14 protein-coding genes are annotated in these 17,239 nt (G+C 62.1%); 7 read left to right on the top strand and 7 right to left on the bottom strand.

Annotated elements, in window-relative coordinates; translation table 11 throughout:
* Positions 1-103 precede the first annotated feature (103 nt).
* Genes ACUXH0_RS09590 through ACUXH0_RS09570 form a run of 5 tightly spaced genes read right to left on the bottom strand, consistent with a single transcriptional unit; the run spans position 104 to position 6,895 of the window.
* Positions 104-919, bottom strand: coding sequence for an enoyl-CoA hydratase/isomerase family protein (locus ACUXH0_RS09590; protein WP_171013294.1), 816 nt, complete (start codon positions 917-919; stop codon positions 104-106).
* Between the two features lie 10 nt (positions 920-929).
* Positions 930-2,483 carry an AMP-binding protein gene (locus tag ACUXH0_RS09585; protein WP_182593939.1) on the bottom strand — a complete coding sequence of 518 codons (1,554 nt, stop codon included), beginning with the start codon at positions 2,481-2,483 and terminating at the stop codon, positions 930-932.
* Positions 2,476-3,051 carry a (2Fe-2S)-binding protein gene (locus ACUXH0_RS09580; RefSeq protein WP_182593938.1) on the bottom strand — a complete coding sequence of 192 codons (576 nt, stop codon included), beginning with the start codon at positions 3,049-3,051 and terminating at the stop codon, positions 2,476-2,478. The genes ACUXH0_RS09585 and ACUXH0_RS09580 overlap by 8 nt, the downstream gene beginning before the upstream one ends.
* Entirely contained in the window at positions 3,048-3,863 is an 816-nt protein-coding gene (locus ACUXH0_RS09575; protein ID WP_182593937.1) for an FAD binding domain-containing protein, read from the bottom strand. The genes ACUXH0_RS09580 and ACUXH0_RS09575 overlap by 4 nt, the downstream gene beginning before the upstream one ends.
* Positions 3,860-6,895, bottom strand: a complete 3,036-nt coding sequence (locus ACUXH0_RS09570) for a xanthine dehydrogenase family protein molybdopterin-binding subunit (RefSeq protein ID WP_182593936.1) — start codon at positions 6,893-6,895, stop codon at positions 3,860-3,862. The genes ACUXH0_RS09575 and ACUXH0_RS09570 overlap by 4 nt, the downstream gene beginning before the upstream one ends.
* A gap of 278 nt (positions 6,896-7,173) precedes the next feature.
* On the opposite strand from ACUXH0_RS09570, the gene ACUXH0_RS09565 reads away from it, so the two are divergent.
* The 4 genes from ACUXH0_RS09565 (at position 7,174) to ACUXH0_RS09550 (ending at position 13,811) form a co-directional block, all read left to right on the top strand.
* Entirely contained in the window at positions 7,174-8,076 is a 903-nt protein-coding gene (locus ACUXH0_RS09565; RefSeq protein WP_004634294.1) for a LysR family transcriptional regulator, read from the top strand.
* An 868-nt stretch (positions 8,077-8,944) separates the two neighbouring features.
* A complete protein-coding gene (locus tag ACUXH0_RS09560) occupies positions 8,945-10,867 on the top strand; it encodes a PrkA family serine protein kinase (protein WP_004634293.1) in 1,923 nt (640 codons plus the stop codon).
* A 55-nt stretch (positions 10,868-10,922) separates the two neighbouring features.
* Positions 10,923-12,185 (top strand): YeaH/YhbH family protein, encoded by a 1,263-nt coding sequence (locus tag ACUXH0_RS09555; protein WP_012435960.1) that lies wholly within the window; start codon positions 10,923-10,925, stop codon positions 12,183-12,185.
* A gap of 117 nt (positions 12,186-12,302) precedes the next feature.
* The gene (locus ACUXH0_RS09550; protein ID WP_004634291.1) at positions 12,303-13,811 is read left to right on the top strand and encodes a SpoVR family protein; all 1,509 of its coding nucleotides are present in this window, start codon (positions 12,303-12,305) and stop codon (positions 13,809-13,811) included.
* A 90-nt stretch (positions 13,812-13,901) separates the two neighbouring features.
* On the opposite strand, the gene ACUXH0_RS09545 is transcribed toward ACUXH0_RS09550, so the two are convergent.
* Both ACUXH0_RS09545 and ACUXH0_RS09540 read right to left on the bottom strand, forming a co-directional pair.
* Positions 13,902-14,180 (bottom strand): DUF1488 family protein, encoded by a 279-nt coding sequence (locus ACUXH0_RS09545; protein WP_012435959.1) that lies wholly within the window; start codon positions 14,178-14,180, stop codon positions 13,902-13,904.
* A gap of 172 nt (positions 14,181-14,352) precedes the next feature.
* Positions 14,353-15,012, bottom strand: a complete 660-nt coding sequence (locus tag ACUXH0_RS09540; RefSeq protein ID WP_004634286.1) for a response regulator transcription factor — start codon at positions 15,010-15,012, stop codon at positions 14,353-14,355.
* A 248-nt stretch (positions 15,013-15,260) separates the two neighbouring features.
* On the opposite strand from ACUXH0_RS09540, the gene ACUXH0_RS09535 reads away from it, so the two are divergent.
* From ACUXH0_RS09535 to ACUXH0_RS09525, 3 genes are all read left to right on the top strand, one after another.
* Positions 15,261-15,929: a DUF2589 domain-containing protein gene (locus tag ACUXH0_RS09535; protein WP_004634285.1), complete on the top strand. Its 669-nt coding sequence runs from the start codon at positions 15,261-15,263 to the stop codon at positions 15,927-15,929.
* 109 nt (positions 15,930-16,038) lie between these two features.
* Positions 16,039-16,791 (top strand): DUF2589 domain-containing protein, encoded by a 753-nt coding sequence (locus ACUXH0_RS09530; RefSeq protein WP_024972555.1) that lies wholly within the window; start codon positions 16,039-16,041, stop codon positions 16,789-16,791.
* Entirely contained in the window at positions 16,781-17,233 is a 453-nt protein-coding gene (locus ACUXH0_RS09525; protein ID WP_004634281.1) for a lysozyme, read from the top strand. Before ACUXH0_RS09530 ends, ACUXH0_RS09525 begins: the two co-directional genes overlap by 11 nt.
* Positions 17,234-17,239: the final 6 nt, after the last annotated feature.

Raw genomic sequence — 17,239 nt, 5'->3', positions numbered from 1 at the left:
ATTGTTTTCTGAACCTACGGTGCCCTTAGAAGCCACGATGAGCATCGCGATCCGTTCTTCTCACTTTGCTTGGCAGACGGTTCAGATCCGCCCGCCCATCCGGTCAGCTGCCGCGAAATACGGGCTTACGCTTTCCATGGAATGCCTCTACGCCCTCGCGGAAATCGTCTGAGCTGCGAAGGCGGCTATAGCAGTGCCCCTCCAGCTCGATAGCGATCGACAGAGGAGCGTCCTCTGTGTCGTTCAGCAGCTTTTTCGCGGTGCGCTGAGCCAGAGGGGAGAAGGCGCGCAACTCGTCGACCAGCGCGTCAGTAGCGGCTGTCAGGTCGCTGTCGGCGACGCAGTCCACGGCGATACCCCAGTCGTACGCTTGGAGGCCAGGAATGCGGCGCGAGCGCATTACGATGTCTTTGGTGCGGCCCACGCCCACCATCTTTTGCAGCCGCGCTGAGCCACCAGAGCCCGGAATCTGCCCGAGCTTTTGCTCCGGTAGCGCGTATTCCGTCGTATGGGTGGCGATGCGGAAGTCGCACGCCAGCGACAGTTCAAAGCCCACGCCAAAGCAGTAACCTTGGTTTGCTGCGATGACGGGTTTGCTGCAGCGTGCCGGTGCGGCCACGTTCCACGCCAGCTTGGAAACATGCTCGGGCGAGGCTTCCAGGAAGCCCTTGATATCGCCGCCGCTGGAAAAATGCGCGCCCAATGCACGCACAACGATGACGCGCACGCGGTCGTCGGCGTCCAGTGCCTCAAACACTGCGCGCAGCTGGTCGCGGGCGGCCATTGAAATCACGTTGTATGGCGGGCGGTGCAACACGATGTCCGCGCGTTCGCGTGTCGGGTCGATCTCAACGAAAAAGCCGTCAAGATCCTGAAGTCGTTGCTGATCGGGATGGGCCAATGCAAAGGCCTGGGTCATATCCATGTGGTTACTCCTTGTTCAGATCGTGGGAAGAAGGGCTGGGGAGAGCGGTGTATTCACCCTCCGACAGCTTGCGGCGCAGGATCTTGCCGACCGGTGACTTTGGGATATCGGCTACGAATACGTAGTCGCGCGGGCGCTTGAAATTGGCCAGTTCGGAGTCGCGGCAATAGGCATCCAGTGTGTTGGCATCTACGTCGTCGTGCGGCTTGACGAAAGCGACGACTTTTTGGCCCCAGCGCGGGTCCGGCAAACCGGCTACGGCGACCTCATCCACGGCAGGGTGCAGGGAGAGGACCGACTCGATATCAGCAGGCGAGATGTTCTCGCCTCCGCTGATGATCATGTCGTCCACGCGGCCACTGACGAATAGATCCCCCTCTGCGTCGAAGTAGCCGGTGTCACCGGTGAAGTACCAGCCCTGGCGCAGGGACTTCGCGTTGGCATCGTCGCGATTCCAGTACCCCTCAAAGGCTTCGTCGCCGCGCAGTTCGACGATGATCTGCCCTTCTTCGCCAGGGGCCACCACCGCATCCGGCGAGTTGGTGTCCAAGCGGACTAGGCGCAGTCGTGTATTGAACCCAGCGCGACCCGCGCTGCCAGGCTTGCCCGCCGCGCGCTGTTCGACACTGAACGTGTAGACCTCGGACGAGCCGTAGTGGTTAACGAACAGCTCTGGGTGGAACGCCTGCTCCAGCCGCTTCAGCAGACCATCATTCATGGCGGCACCGGCGAAGCCGAGCTTGGTGACTGAGCGCACGCGTAACGCGTCAAAGCCCGGATCGGCCAGCAGGTCGTGGTAGAGCGTGGGGACGAGGTAGAGACAGCTCACGCGATGATCAGCGATAGCTTGCAGCGTCTGAGACGGACTCCAGCGCCGCACGCAGACGAAAAGACCGTCCACCAGTGCCATCGCCAGCAAGGAGCGCACGCCCATCGTGTGATACAGCGGCATCACCCCGAGCGTACGCTCGCCTCGCCGGTACAGGTTCTGAGCGACGTGCGCCAACGCAGCAGCGCGCTCCTGCCTGTGGCGGCGGGGCACGCCCTTTGGCCGTCCAGTTGTGCCCGAGGTGTACAACATGAGCGAGACGTCATCAGCTTCGGGCAGGACGCTGTCTGGCCGCGGCGCGGCGCCCATCAGGGTGTCAAATGACAGCGAAGAGTGTGGTGCGCCGTCCAGTGCGATGCGGAGGATTTTCATCGCGGCGGGACTGCCGAGAACGGCGTCTGCACTGACTGGCTCGAAGATCAGTGCTTTTGCGTCTGCGTCACGTACGCAATAGTCGAGCTCGTCTGGCTTGGCGCGCCAATTCAGCGGGACGATGACGATCCCGGTGAACTGGCAAGCCCAGTGAAGGGTCGCCATCTCCCAGCGGTTCTGCAGGATGGCAAGCAGGCGTTCGCCAGGGCGCAGGCCAAGGTCAAGCAGGCCTGCGGCCACGCTCTGGATGCGCGTCAGCCATTGCGCATAGGATAGTTTCAGGTCCCCGTCGACTATGGCGAGAGCGTGGGGGCTGCGCTCCACGCTCTGCAGGAATGTGCGGCCGAGATCAAGCATTGCTGGTCTCCTCGGAAACCGGCGCTGAAATCGGGCGTGCCCCTGCGCGGCTGGAGGCGACGTCAAGGACGGCGGCAACGATCGGTGTGTAGCCGGTACAGCGGCACAGATGGCCGGACAACATCTCGCGCACTTGCGCCTCAGTCGGCTCGGGCACGCGCTCCAGATAGTCTGCGCACGACATCAGGATGCCTGCCGTGCAGAAGCCGCATTGCAGGGCGTGATGGCGGCGGAAAGCCTCCTGTAAATCGCTCAAACCTTCGTGCGTGGCGAGGCCTTCGACGGTGTCGACTGCACGACCGTCCGCCTGCACGGCCAGCATCAGGCAGGAGCGGGAAGCCACGCCGTCCACACGCACCGTGCACGCACCGCATACGCCATGCTCACAACCAACGTGGGTGCCGGTGGCGCCGAGCTCATGGCGCAGGAAGTCGGATAGCAACTCGCGCGGCGCACACAGGCCGGTACGCGCGCTGCCGTTCAATGTCAGGGCGATGCGGTGGTGCTCCTGTCGCCGCATCACAGAAAGCGCACTGGATGGCGCGCCGCCTTTCTTGGTTTTACTCATCTTGCCTCCTCGATTGCGCGCATGCCCAGTTGCCGCACGAGGTGGCGGCGGTACTGCGCGCTGACATGGGCGTCGTCTTGCGCGCCCAATTTCCAACTGAAATCGTTGATGGCCTCCGTAAGTGCCTTGCCTTGCAGGCGCGGCCAACGCTCGAGCACCGGCCGGTCTGCTACTCCGCCCACGGCAAGGGCGATGGCATCGTCGGTGACGATGGCCGCGCACGCCACCAGGGCAAAGTCGCCATGGCGGGCCGAGAACTCAGTGAAGCCGTAGCGCGCACCGGGCTGCCGCAACGGGAAGCGCACGGCTTCCACCAGCTCGTCAGGCTCGCGCGCGGTCATCAGCATTCCCTGAAAGAAATCGGTGGCCTGCATCACGCGGCGGCGGCGCAGCGAACGCAGCACCACTTGTCCGTCGAGCGCAGTGAGCACCAGTGGCAGCTCGGCGCTCGGGTCGGCGTGGGCAATGGAGCCGCACACCGTGCCGCGGTTGCGAATCTGGAAATGCGAGATGTGCGGGAAAGCCAGCGCCAGCAGCGGCACCTCGTTGGCGAGCGACGGACGCCACTCCACGATGCCCTGTGTGGCCGCAGCGCTTACTTCCAGGTGGCCGTCTTCGACTCGCACGGCGTTCAGATCATGCGTGCGAGAGATATCGACCAGCAGTTGTGGCTGCGCGAGGCGCATGTTCAGCACGGCCATCAGCGACTGGCCTCCGGCGAGTACACGGGCGTCTTCACCTGCATGGGCGAGCGCTTCCAGCGCGTGCTGCGTGGACTCTGCGCGCAGATAGTCAAAGGCGGGGGGTTTCATCGTCGTGCTCCAAAAAGCGCGAGCAGCCGCGCGATCCAACCTGGTTTGCGTACTGGCTTGCCGCCCGCTTGCCGGCCCAGGGATTCAAACAACTGGCGCAGCACCACCTTGGCCGCGCCTTCAAGCATGCGGCCGCCGACCGCTGCGACCTTGCCGGATACCTCGGCCTCATAGTCGTACGTGAGACGAGTGCCACCCTCGTGCGGCGCCAGCTCGACCATGCCCGAGCCACGTGCGCTGCCAAGCGACGACAGGCCGGCCCCCGACAGTCGCAGCCGGTGCGGGGGTTCCAGGTCGGACAGCGCAATCTCGGCTTCGTAGCGCGCTTTGATCATGCCCACCCCTACGGTCACGTCGGCGCGGTAGCGGTTGTCTCCGATCGGCTCCAACACGTGGCAACCAGGTACGACCTGGGCCAGGGCTTGCGGGTCGAGTAGGACAGCGAATACGGCCTCGGGCGGTGCATCCAAATCAACCGTTCCGCGTGCACTCAGAGCCTTTGCGCCCTTGGACCTTTCTTTGCCTCCGGTGGCGGCAGCCGTTGCCGTTTCCGCCAGTTCGAGGCGCGATGGCGGGGGGTCTTCGAGACCGATCATCGCCATGACCTTGGCTGGCGTCAGAGGCAACCGGATATCCCGCACTCCGAGGGCGTCGGCTACAGCGTTGGCGATACATGGCGGCGTGCTCATGTTGTTGCCTTCGCCGAGCCCCTTGGCCCCGAGCGGCGTGAACGGACTCGGTGTCTCCAGATGCACGATGATCGGATCGGGCACCTCGCACGTTGTGGGCAACAGGTAGTCCGCCAACGTGCCGGACTGGAAGCTGCCATCGGGGCCGTAGCGGAACTCCTCCATCAGCGCTGCGCCCAGCCCTTGTGCGAACGCGCCGCGAATCTGGCCGTCGGCGAGCGCAGGGTTGAGCAGCTTGCCGGCGTCGTGCGCTGTCACGTAGCGGTCAATGCGCACGCGCCCGGTGGCACGGTCGATTTCCAGGCCGCACAGGTCGAACGCGAAGCCATAGCATGCGGACGTGTTGATACGGTCCTGCTCGTCCGGTGCGTCAAGGTTGGGCGGTGACCAGAACACGGTTTCGCGCAGGCCCGGTTCCTCACCGGCAGGCAGCAATTGCGGCGACCAGTGCGGCGCATTGCTCGCAGCGCGGGCAAACACCATGGCAGTCTCGGGGGCATCTCTGCGCGTGATGCGCCCCTCGGCGAAGATCAGTTCGGCTGGATCGCAGTCGAGATGCGAGGCCACGATGCGCGCCAGCTTGTCGCGAACGCGTGTTGCGGCCAGATGGACGGTGCCTGCCACGGCTCCCGCAAACCGGCTGGAATAATTGCCGGCGGCCACCGACCATGCGTCTTTGTGGGTATCGAATTCGACATTGACGATGACCTCGGCCGGGTCGATGCCAAGCACGTCGGCCACGACCTGCGCACAGACAGTCATATGGCCCTGCCCGGCGGGCGTGGACGCAATCGTCACCACCACACCGCCTAGCAGGTCGACACTGACCGTGGCGCTTGCAATGGCGCCGTTCTTCGGACCGGCCTTGCGGCGTGCCTCGGCCGGCGTGGCCGTCGTGATGTAGCCCATGTTCGATACCGAGGGCTCGACAATCGCCGCAAAGCCGATGCCGTAGAGCCGCCCTTCGGCCCGCGCGATGTCACGGCGGCGCTTCAGTTCGTCGTAGGCGCCTGTTTCCAGCGCGCGAGACATCGCCAGTTGGTAGTTGCCGGAATCGAGCAGCGCGCCGGCTGCAGCGCGATAGGGAAAGGCGTTGGTCGGAACGAAGTTACGGCGGTAGACGTCGAGCGGATCGAGGTTGAGTTCGATCGAGATCCGCTGCACGAGCCGCTCAAGCGCGAAATACACCTGCGGTCCGCCGAAGCCGCGTACGAGGCCGGTGGGCGTCTTGTTGGTTAGCACAACGCGGTTGCGCACGCGCAGGTTGGGAATCGCGTAAGCGCCCGTCAGTACACCGTGCATCCGGTAGAAGGTCGCGGGCTCCGGCGCGCGCAGGTAGCCACCGCAGTCTTCGAGCTGATCGTAATCAAGAGCGACGATCCGGCCATCCGCTTCGACGGCAGCTTCGATGGTGGACAGCCGCGCGGTGGCCGAGGTCGATGCACTCAGGTGTTCGAGTCTGTCCTCCACCCATTTCACTGGCGCGCCGGCCTTGCGCGAGGCGAGGCACATCAAGACCACGTAGGGGAATACGGCCTGCTTCACGCCGAAGCTGCCCCCGGAATCGCGGGGAGCGATGTGGCGGAGATGGTTGGCCGACACCTGCAGGGCCATCGCCATCACGGCGTGCAGCGAGAACGGCCCCATGAAGTTCGAGGTGACCTGGTAGCCCTCGTTACCCGGCAGATGCTCGGCAATGACCACGCCGCACTCGATGGGCGTACATGTGTTGCGCGGGTAGTGCGCAGTCAGCGAAACGCGATGCGGTGCGGTGGCAAACGCCGCCTCCGGGTCACCGTAGCGGAAATGACGATCGCTGGCGACGTTGCTACCCAGGCCGCTGTGCAGTTGGGGCGCGGCGTCGGCTATTGCGGCTTCGATTGACACCACGGGTGGCAGCACACGGTAATCCACCCGCACAAGGTCGAGTGCGTCCTCGGCCAAGGCACGGCTCTCAGCCACGACCACGGCGACTGGCTCACCGACGTATCGCACGCGGTCCATTGCCAGTGCCCATTGCTCCATCGGCGCTTTGACGCCCACCACGAAGGGCTTGGACCAGGCTGGCAGGTCGGCCCCGGTCAGCACCGCGCGAACCCCCGGCGCCTTCAGCGCGGCGGCGAAGTCAATCACACCGAGTTCGGCGTGCGCGTGTGGCGAGCGAAGTATGGCGGCGTGGAGGGTGCCGGGCTTTACGCCGAGGTCGTCGGCATAGCGACCGCGGCCCGTAAGGATGGCTGCATCTTCGACGCGCTGCATCGGGCGGCCGACGTAGGGCTGCCCCGTTGTCTGCTGTGTCTCCTGCGCCGTGCCGGTCGTCTCGCCAGCATCGAATCTCTTCATTTGCGACTCCGTTGTACGCGTCGGGATTGCGCCGGAGGATCGGCGCGACCGCGTAACGTGCATCGCAGATTAGTGAGAGCAAGATATAAGTTCTAATACTATTTTGTGATCAACAAAATAATTTATTCTGATACCTGCTTTCGCGCACTTCCAGCACGGGCGCCGACGGGGATGGAACCGCTGTGTCTCATAATTGATGGCATGGGGTGCCATGACCATCGTCGCAGGGACCGCAAAGATTGATGCCGCCACACGGTACCGTTCATACCCATCCGAATATGGATCTCAAGCAAATTCAGTACTTCATCGCGCTTTTCGAAGAAGGCTCTGTCACGCGGGCAGCCAAGCGGTTGAATATCGTGCAGCCGGCCCTGAGCATGCAGATAGCCAAGCTCGAGGATGAGTTCGGACAGAAGCTTTTTGAACGCATCCCGCACGGTATGGCGCCAACTGCCGCTGGCCGGATGATGCACCGACTGTTTCTGCCGATCGTGCGCGATCTCGCGAGTGCCCGGCAGCAGATGATGCAGCGCGAGGAGCATATGGCCGGCCGCATCACGATCGGCATGGTGGCTTCCGAGACAGAGAGCGTGCTGGTCGGAGCCCTGGCACGCTTTAACGCGAGCTATCCGAATGTAGAGGTGTCTGTGGCAGATGGCTTCAGCACGGCACTGATCAACCTTGTTTCCGCTGGCCAGCTTGATGCAGCGGTGGTCCATCGCCAACGTGGTCGGCTGGCGCTGCAGGTGCAGTCGCTGCATGACGAAGAGATGGTGCTAGTGACGAGCGTCGCAAATGGCCCTGAATTGCCGGAATCGGTGGAAATGGCGAAGCTGCCTGGACTGGAGCTTGTGTTACCGACGAAGTCGCACGGCCTACGCGTGGTATTGGATACTGCCACGCAGGCGCACGACGTCACGCTGGCGCCAAAGTTCGAAATTGACATCCTTGGGACCATCGTGCAGTTCGTTGAAGCTACGCGTTTCGCCACTGTGTTGCCGCGCATCGTGGTGCAGCGTGCCGTGGAAGAGGGACGGCTGCGCATGCATACCATTGTTGCGCCGCGCATCGTGCGGCATCTGGTCTGCGTCAGCCATCCTCAGCGGCCGTTAAGCACGGCAACCGAGGCGTTGATTGCAATCGTGACCGAAGAAATCAAGCGCGTTTCGGGGATGGCGTAGCGCAGTGGGGGCCGATGCGCGGCGCATTCGGCTACGGGGGCGTGCTCCGGCAGAAATGATGTGTCGTGAGCCATGTGTTCGGTCGCTTCCGTCGGCGGAAAAGTGGCGGGATCGGTACTCGCGACTGAGAGATAGGATCGAGGCGCCGTCTAGGCGAGGCGGCGTTAGGAAGGGCTGATTTTCGTTTCACACGACTGAGTTACAGGGTTCGATCCCTGCACCACGCACCAAACTGACGAGAAGTCGCTTCTTTGTCCGCGTCATCCGTGCGGGCTTTTCGGACAGCGTCTTCATCGCGTCCGGCAAAACTTCCCTCTGGCGTAAAAAAGAGACACCTTCGGTCGATCTGTTTGGTCGTTCCTCCAGGAGCTGTGGGCGCCTGCCCGGCGATAAAACGCATATCGTCCCGTGCTTTGCACACTGGGTTGTTGCGTCACCGCAAGAAAGGCTGCCGCTACAAACGTAGCGCCGCGGGTGCGCGCCATGCGCAGTACGGCGGTATCACAGTTGGCGGCGCACTGAAATGCAGGGATATCCCCCTCCTGTATTCAGCGTGCGCGCGGGAACTCGCGCAGATCGGTTACGTACCAACCTGCGAGCGCGGGAAGGCGGCATGGGTACGCTTTCTGCTGCGCTCGGGGTAGCCGATCGTCGTGGGGTGCGTGTGCTGATGCATCGAGCAAGGTCCATTTAGCACTTGATGCTGCCGAGCGCTAACGCAATCGCGATTGGTTGTGCACCGTTCGGGGCCATCAACCGTTCTTGTGATCATCGGTGATTCGTCTACAGTGGAATCAGCAACGCACGCAAGAACTAGCCTGGCTCTCGCTTGTTGGTGTGGAGTAGGGAAGAAATCTACGGGGGAGATATGGATATTTTCCGCCACTACGCAACGCGTTTTGAAGCTCGCAAAGAGGACGAGTACAGCATCCAGGAGTACCTGGACATCTGTAAGAAAGACTCGACCGCCTATGCGACCGCCGCTGAGCGCATGCTCACCGCAATCGGTCAACCCGAACTGGTGGACACCCACCACGATCCTCGGCTGTCGCGATTGTTTTTCAACAAGGTCATCAAGATCTACCCGGCCTTCCGGGAGTTCTATGGCATGGAGGACACGATCGAGCAGATCGTCTCCTTCTTCAAACATGCCGCGCAGGGCCTTGAGGAACGCAAACAGATCCTTTACCTGCTCGGACCTCCGGGCGGCGGCAAATCCTCGCTTGCCGAGAAGTTGAAGTCGTTGATGGAGCAGATCCCCATCTACGCCCTGAAGGGCTCGCCGATTCACGAGTCCCCGCTCGGGCTGTTCTCGCCTGAGGAAGACGGCAAGATTCTGGAGGAAGACTACGGTATCCCGAGGCGCTATCTGAACTCGATCGCTTCGCCGTGGGCCGTCAAGCGGCTGCACGAGTTCAATGGCGATATCACGCGTTTCCGGGTGGTGAAGCTTCACCCGTCGGTGCTGTCGCAGATTGCGATCTCCAAGACAGAGCCGGGCGACGAAAACAATCAGGATATTTCGTCGCTGGTCGGCAAGGTCGACATCCGCAAGCTGGAGGACTATCCGCAGGACGATCCGGATGCGTATTCGTATTCGGGCGGGCTGTGCCTGGCCAACCGTGGCTTGCTCGAGTTCGTCGAGATGTTCAAGGCGCCGATCAAGGTCTTGCACCCGCTGCTGACGGCCACGCAGGAAGGCAACTACAAGGGCACGGAAGGGTTTGGTGCGATCCCCTTCGATGGTGTCATCCTGGCGCACTCGAACGAGGCGGAGTGGCAAAGCTTCAAGTCCGACCGCAACAACGAGGCCTTCCTGGATCGCATCTACATCGTCAAGGTGCCGTACTGCCTGCGCGTGTCGGATGAGGTGAAGATCTACGACAAGCTACTGCGTAACAGCTCGCTGGCCGCAGCGCCCTGTGCGCCAAACACGCTAAAGATGATGGCGCAGTTCGCGGTGCTCACGCGCATCAAGGAGCCCGAGAATTCCAACATCTTCTCGAAGATGCGCGTGTATGACGGCGAGAGCCTGAAGGACGTCGACCCGAAGGCAAAGTCGTACCAGGAGTACCGCGACTTTGCCGGCATCGACGAGGGCATGACTGGCTTGTCGACGCGCTTTGCCTTCAAGGTGCTCTCGAAGGTCTTCAACTTCGATGGGACGGAGGTGGCGGCTAACCCGGTGCATCTGCTGTACGTGCTCGAGCAGCAGATCGAGCGCGAGCAGTTCCCGCCGGAGACAGAGTCCAAGCTGATGTCTTACATCAAGGAATACCTCACGTCGCCGTACGTGGAGTTCATCGGCAAGGAGATTCAGACCTCGTATCTGGAGTCGTATTCGGAGTACGGGCAAAACATCTTCGACCGCTACGTGGTGTTCGCCGACCTCTGGATCCAGGATCAGGAATATCGCGATCCGAACACGGGCGAAATTCTCGATCGCAGCGCGTTGAATGACGAGTTGGAGAAGGTGGAAAAACCCGCGGGCATTTCCAATCCGAAGGACTTCCGCAACGAGATCGTCAATTTCGTGCTGCGTGCGCGGGCCAAGAACGGAGGCAAGAACCCGGTCTGGACCAGCTACGAGAAGTTGCGTGCGGTGATCGAGAAGCGGATGTTCTCGACCACGGAGGACCTCCTGCCGGTCATTTCGTTCAATGCCAAGTCGTCGCATGACGACAAGGAGAAGCACGAAAACTTCGTCAACCGCATGGTGGAGAAGGGCTATACCCAGAAGCAGGTCCGCTTGCTGGTGGAGTGGTACCTGCGCGTCAGGAAATCATCTTAAGGAGGTCAGGAGAGGGCAAGGACACCCCAGCGAACTTCCAATCGAGGGCAGTTACATGGGCACGATCATTGATCGGCGGGAGAACGGTGGCGGCAAGAGCACCGTCAACAAGCAACGCTTCATCAAGCGTTACCGAGACCAGATCCGCCGCGCGGTGGCCAAGGCCGTGACGGGCCGCAAGATCATGGACATCGAGCAGAGCGGGCAGGTGTCCATTCCCGTCAAGGACATCTCGGAGCCCATGTTCCACCACGGCTCGGGCGGACGCCGCGAAGGCGTCCACCCGGGTAACAAGGAGTTCATTCGCGGCGACAGCTTCGACCGCCCGCAGCAGGGCAGCGGCGGTTCCGGCTCCCAGGCCAGCGACTCGGGCGAGGGCGAAGACGATTTCATCTTCACGCTCTCGCGCGAGGACTTTCTCAACTTCTTCTTCGAAGACATGGCGTTGCCCGATCTTGCCAAGCGCAGCCTGGCCAAGATCGCGGAGGTGCGCAAGGTGCGCGCGGGTTTCTCGCTCGATGGCACGCCGTCCAACCTGTCGATTCTGCGTACGATGCGCAGCTCGCTCGGTCGCCGTATCGCGTTGTCCAGCCCGTATCAGCGTCGTCTGCACGAGTTGGAACGCGAGTACAACGAAGAACTGGAAAACGACGGCCCTTACAGCGTGCGCGCGCAAGAGCTGATGAAGGAGATGCGCCATCTGCGCTCCTGCCTGGATCGCGTGCCGTTCATCGAGAAGCTCGACCTGCGCTACAACAACCGCGTATTGCGCAAGCGCCCGCAGGCGCAGGCGGTGATGTTTTGCGTGATGGACGTGTCCGGCTCGATGGACGAATCGCGCAAGGACTTGGCCAAGCGCTTCTTCATGCTGCTCTACCTGTTCCTGAAGCGGAACTACGAACGCATCGACGTCGTCTTCATCCGTCACCACACCGTGGCCAAGGAGGTGGACGAAGAGGACTTCTTCCACTCACGCGAGTCGGGTGGCACTGTTGTGTCGAGCGCACTCAAGCTGATGGCGGAAGTGATGCAGGAGCGCTATTCGCCAAGCCAATGGAACATCTATTGTGCGCAGGCTTCGGATGGTGACAACTGGGCGGGCGATTCTGAGCTGTGCGCGAAGCTGCTGCGTGAAACGATCCTGCCGTTGACGCAGTATTACGCCTATGTTGAGGTGGTCTCGACGGAGCCCCAGAACCTGTGGGAGGAGTATCTTACGTTGAAGGCTGGGCACGACAACTTCGCGATGCAGCGCATTCTCAAAGCGGACGAAATCTATCCGGTGTTGCACGAGCTGTTTCAGAAGCGCGCCGCCTGATCGCTGATCTGCAGCAACAGGTTGCTCCCAGCCGGGCGCTGCCGCCGTCCAGTGGCAGCGGGTGCCATGGTGAGCACGCCACCTGTGACCCTGAGTGATCGACAAACGGGAACGAGCATGGCCTATCTATCTACGGGCTCGGAGTGGACCTTCGAGCTGATCAGGCGCTACGACCAAAGCATCGCCCAGATTGCCGCAGACTTCGGCCTGGACACCTATCCGAACCAGATCGAAATCATTACCGCCGAGCAGATGCTCGATGCCTACGCGTCGTCCGGCTTGCCGCTGGGCTACAACCATTGGTCATACGGCAAGCACTTCCTGGCGTCCGAACGCGGCTACCAGCGCGGCCTCATGGGGCTGGCTTACGAGATCGTCATCAATTCGAACCCCTGCATCGCCTACCTGATGGAGGAGAACACGATGCCGATGCAGGCGCTGACGATCGCACATGCCTGCTATGGCCACAACTCCTTCTTCAAGGGCAATTACCTGTTCCGCACGTGGACGAACGCCGACGCGATCGTCGATTACCTGCTTTTCGCCAAGAACTACGTGGCCGAATGCGAGCAGCGCTACGGCGAGCAGGAGGTGGAACTGCTGCTCGACTCCTGCCACGCATTGCAGAACTACGGGGTCGATCGTTATCGGCGGCCGAAGAAGCTGTCGATCAACGAAGAGCAGGCGCGCCAGGCGGAGCGGGAGAAATACCTGGAAGCGCAGGTGAACGACCTGTGGCGCACGCTGCCGACGCACCGCGCTCGCGCGCTCGCAACGGCCGACGACATACCGGAACCCGATCCGCAATTCCCGCCGGAACCGGAAGAGAACCTGCTGTACTTCATCGAGAAGAACGCGCCCAAGTTGCAGCCATGGCAACGAGAAATCGTGCGCATCGTGCGCAAGATCGCGCAGTACTTCTATCCGCAGCGGCAGACCAAGGTGATGAATGAAGGCTGGGCGACGTTCTGGCACTACACCATCCTGCACAAGCTGTACGACGAAAAACTCGTCAACGACGCCTTCATGCTCGAGCTGCTGCAGGCCCACACCAACGTGATCTATCAGCCGCCATTCAACAGCCCGTATTACAGCGGCCTGAACCCGTACACGCTGGGCTTTCTGATGTTCCAGGACATTCGGCGCATCTGTGAATCGCCGGAAGAGGAAGACTACCGCTGGGCGCCCGAAATCGCGGGCAGCGATTGGCAGAAGACGCTCGACTTCGCCATGCGCAACTTCAAGGACGAGAGCTTCCTCTTGCAATTCCTCTCGCCGCGCGTGATCCGTGAGTTGAAGCTGTTCTCCGTGCTCGATGACGACCGCGATGCCAAGCTGCGCGTCACCGCCATCCACGACGAGGATGGCTATCGCAAGATCCGAGAGTTGTTGGCAGGGCAGTATGACTTGTCGAACATCGAGCCCAACATCCAGGTGACCAACGTCGACGTGGGTGGAGATCGCTCATTGACGCTGCGCCACTTGCAGAGCAGCCGTCGCCCGCTCGGGTCGAACTACGAAGAGATGCTGCGCCACGTCGTACGCCTGTGGGGCTTCACGTGCCGGCTGGAGGTGGTCTACGAAGATGGGCGCCGCGAGATGAAGCACGAGTGCAGGCCTGACTAGCACCCGTCCGTTTCCACAAGGCCAGCCTCGCGCTGGCTTTCTTCTTATCCACGGCAGGCGCGGATGTCGACCATGCTGCTCACGGCGCAGCTACATGCCGAAGCGGAAATGGCCGCTACGCAGCACGATGTTGTGCGAGTCCGTCAGCTTGAAGAGTGAGCGCGCCATGTCTTCAATGGTGCCGCGGTGCGATTCCATGGCTTGGAGCAGATCTTCCTGCCGCCACGAGCGGGCGCCGAAATGCTCTTCGAGCGCTTCAGCCGTCACCGCATAGCAGGCCGGGATGCCGTCGACGCTGGCGGTGCACGTGAGGGTGAGATCCGCGGCGCAGTAGCGTGGCGGGCTGGTGTGGAATTCGATGCTTTCCATGGGCGGCCTCCATGAAAAAACGGCGATGCACCGTGCGCCGCCTTGCAACCAGTGTATGGCGTGGTTGCGTGAATGCAATGACCGGCTCAGTGTTTTCATGGGTGGCGACCTCGCTGGCCCGTAACGTCCGGCAAGGCTGCCGGAGGCTACGGGCGAGTGGTGGCGTGCGGTGCTACATCGCACACATCTGCAAGCGGACGAGGCTTGCCTTGCAGCGCGAGAGCCAGAGCGCGGCCTCGGTCCGGTTGTTGACGCCAATCTGCCGGAACAGCGCGTACAGATGGTTCTTGATCGTGCCCTCAGCCACGTTGAGCACGCGACAGATCTGCTTGTTGGATTTGCCTTCTGCAAGCAGTTGCAGCACCTCATGCTGCCGCGGCGTGAGCCGGCGCCAGAGTTCGGCTGGGCTTTCTCCCGGGCTCTGGCGCGGATCGTCGGGATAGAGATTGCTGATGGGCGGCAAGTAGACCGCGCCCGAGGTAATGCGCTGCAGGGCTTCGAGCAGAACATCGGCCGTTGCCTGCCGGTCAACCACGCCGGCCGCGCCAAAGCGCAGCGCGTCGCCGACCACGTGGCGGCCCACAGCTTGTACCGTCAGCAACACAGGCACTTCCGGCAACACCGCTTTCAACTCCGACAGGCGCTGCCGTGCGTCGTCGTCCTGTGCGCTCCATTCCATCACCACGGCGCTGGGCTCGGCTTGCCTGCAAGCCGGTCCGATTTGCGCCGTGTAGTGCGTATCGATAAACACACCCTGTGCGTCGAGTGCATTCAATACATTAGACACACCTGCCGCAAAAAGCGGCAAGCTATCGATTACCAGAATATTCATCGACCCCTCGTACTTCAGTTAATTATTTTCGGCGAAACCGATTGTTTTGTAGGGCGGGATCGATCCGGTTGCATTGAAACGGAAGTTCAGTGCCGAAAGTCACGGGCAGCAAGTCGATACGTACTGGGCCGCTGTTCCGTGGCCTTGGCTGGGACTTTCGAGGCATCGAGCCCCGCAGGAAAAACGCTTACTTTGGATTCGGGCACACAAACCTGTGCGCCCAAATAATTCAATGTGAGGAGTTTTAAATGGACAACGGACTTATCGGGTCGGTTATCAATGCGCTGCCAATCGACAAGATGATCTCTGCGCCGCTGCAGGCAATGATCGCAGCGCAAACCTCGGCGGCAAAATCCTATGCGGATTTTCTGCTGCAGGTCTGTATTCAGAACGGCAAAGCCGTTGCCGTGCAATTTGACTACGACGAAACCATCGTCGACGAGAAGGGGGTGTCGCAAGGCACGATCCAGAAGACGATGCGCATTCCGTTGCTGTGCGCGGTCGTGCATCCGGTGATCGCCATCGAGGAAGGCACGATCGACTTCGAGCTGGAGATTTCGCAGTCGGAGAAATCGTCGTCCAGCACCGAGGCGGAAGGGTCGTTCCAGGCCAAGCTCGGCTGGGGCCCGTTCAGCGTGTCGGTTTCGGGCCGCGCCTCGCACAAGTCCGAGCAGACGCGTAGCACCGACACGCGTGCCAAGTACTCCTTCCACACCCAGGTCAAGCGTCAGAACCCGCCGGAAGCGTTGATGCGCGTGATGGAGTTCTTGACTGACGCGGCAACCAAGCCGGTGGTCGTCAAGGGCAAGGAGAACGACGTCAAGCCGCTGCCCGCCACGCCGACCGACGGCACGATGATCGGCGAAAAGGTGCCGGCTGGCGGTAACGCGCCGGCCCCGGCTCCGGCAACTCCGTAAGCCGCCCCGGCGATGGACGCCGGCCGGCCTCCCCACGGTCGGCGTCCTGATCGGTGCGCGCCTGCCGCGCGCCGCCCATTGATCTGATCGATCCGACCGACCCGACACCATGTTCAAACTCTTCAGCCGCCGCGGGCGTGACGATGACCGTGCATCGTCAGCGCCCGCCACACCGTCGGCACCGCCCACCAGTTCGCCGTCGGCGCCACCTGGGTCTTCCGGTGCCGAGCCGTTTTCCGAGGCTGCGTCCGATGCGCCTCCGCCGTCGCCTCCGGGTTCATCGCCCCCTGGCGGCGGTGGCGGCAGTAACAGCCACGGTCATCCGGGCTTGAATGGCCTGACGCTGGACGACATTACGCGTGGCATGCAGCACGCCGCCGCGTCCGCCAACCAGATGCTTGCGCAGCAGTACACCGCGCTGCTCGATCAGTTTTTCGATGCCGACGAGACCGGCACGCTGGTGGCACGGGAGGTCGAACTTGCGCTCGACAGTCAGCACCGGCTGGCGCTGCCTCTGGTGTCGCTGGCGATGCCGCGTGGCCTCGCGCTCGATGAAATGACGGTGAACATGACCGTACGCAGCGACATTGCCGAGACCTTGCCCGTGCACGGCGCTGCCACCGGCGGTGTTGGCCGGTTCTACGTCTCGCTCGCGCCGCATTCCAAGCGTGACACCGGCCGCGACAGCGAGCACATCGACATCGAGATGAAGTTCACCGCGTTGCAGCCGCCAGAGGCCGTCATGCGGCTGATCGACGAATACACAAATCGGCTGGTGCCAAGGCCCGTGCAGTCAAATGCCGCCGCCTCCGATGGCTCCGGCACAACCAGCACGCCGCGGGAGAAGAGCGATGAGCACTGAGCACAACCCACGCACCACCGGCGAGCGAGGCCTCGCGCTGATCAAGGAATCGGAAGGGCTGCGTCTGTCGACGTATCTAGATGCGGTCGGTAAGCCGACCATCGGCTACGGCCATTTGATCCGGCCTGGCGAGACCTTCAACGGGCCGATCTCGCAGCAGCATGCCGAAGCGCTGCTGCGCAAAGACCTGGCCGACACCGAGCAGGGCATTGCGAAGGCAGTGCGTGTGTCGATCACGCAAGGGCAGTTCGACGCGCTGGCGTCCTTCGTCTTCAACCTGGGAGCGGGGCGGCTGCGCTCGTCGACGCTGCTGCGCAAGCTCAACGCCGGGGACTACGTCGGCGCAGCCAACCAGTTCCTGCTCTGGGACAAGGCCGGCGGCAAGCCGCTCAAAGGGCTGACGAAGCGTCGTCAGGCCGAACGCAAGCTGTTCCTGTCCTGATTCACC

The sequence above is a fragment of the Ralstonia sp. 110700041-2 genome (assembly GCF_056280165.1).
Note: the sequence above shows the minus strand (reverse complement) of the source record. Positions and strands in the feature narration are given on the sequence as shown.

Bases quoted from the DNA above. Each gene is read 5' to 3' on its own strand.
- ACUXH0_RS09565 (WP_004634294.1), top strand. From the start codon at position 7,174: ATGGATCTCAAGCAAATTCAGTACTTCATCGCGCTTTTCGAAGAAGGC.
- ACUXH0_RS09525 (WP_004634281.1), top strand. From the start codon at position 16,781: ATGAGCACTGAGCACAACCCACGCACCACCGGCGAGCGAGGCCTCGCG.
- ACUXH0_RS09570 (WP_182593936.1), bottom strand. From the start codon at position 6,895: ATGAAGAGATTCGATGCTGGCGAGACGACCGGCACGGCGCAGGAGACA.
- ACUXH0_RS09555 (WP_012435960.1), top strand. From the start codon at position 10,923: ATGGGCACGATCATTGATCGGCGGGAGAACGGTGGCGGCAAGAGCACC.
- ACUXH0_RS09560 (WP_004634293.1), top strand. From the start codon at position 8,945: ATGGATATTTTCCGCCACTACGCAACGCGTTTTGAAGCTCGCAAAGAG.
- ACUXH0_RS09530 (WP_024972555.1), top strand. From the start codon at position 16,039: ATGTTCAAACTCTTCAGCCGCCGCGGGCGTGACGATGACCGTGCATCG.
- ACUXH0_RS09585 (WP_182593939.1), bottom strand. From the start codon at position 2,483: ATGCTTGATCTCGGCCGCACATTCCTGCAGAGCGTGGAGCGCAGCCCC.
- ACUXH0_RS09540 (WP_004634286.1), bottom strand. From the start codon at position 15,012: ATGAATATTCTGGTAATCGATAGCTTGCCGCTTTTTGCGGCAGGTGTG.
- ACUXH0_RS09545 (WP_012435959.1), bottom strand. From the start codon at position 14,180: ATGGAAAGCATCGAATTCCACACCAGCCCGCCACGCTACTGCGCCGCG.
- ACUXH0_RS09590 (WP_171013294.1), bottom strand. From the start codon at position 919: ATGACCCAGGCCTTTGCATTGGCCCATCCCGATCAGCAACGACTTCAG.
- ACUXH0_RS09580 (WP_182593938.1), bottom strand. From the start codon at position 3,051: ATGAGTAAAACCAAGAAAGGCGGCGCGCCATCCAGTGCGCTTTCTGTG.
- ACUXH0_RS09535 (WP_004634285.1), top strand. From the start codon at position 15,261: ATGGACAACGGACTTATCGGGTCGGTTATCAATGCGCTGCCAATCGAC.
- ACUXH0_RS09575 (WP_182593937.1), bottom strand. From the start codon at position 3,863: ATGAAACCCCCCGCCTTTGACTATCTGCGCGCAGAGTCCACGCAGCAC.
- ACUXH0_RS09550 (WP_004634291.1), top strand. From the start codon at position 12,303: ATGGCCTATCTATCTACGGGCTCGGAGTGGACCTTCGAGCTGATCAGG.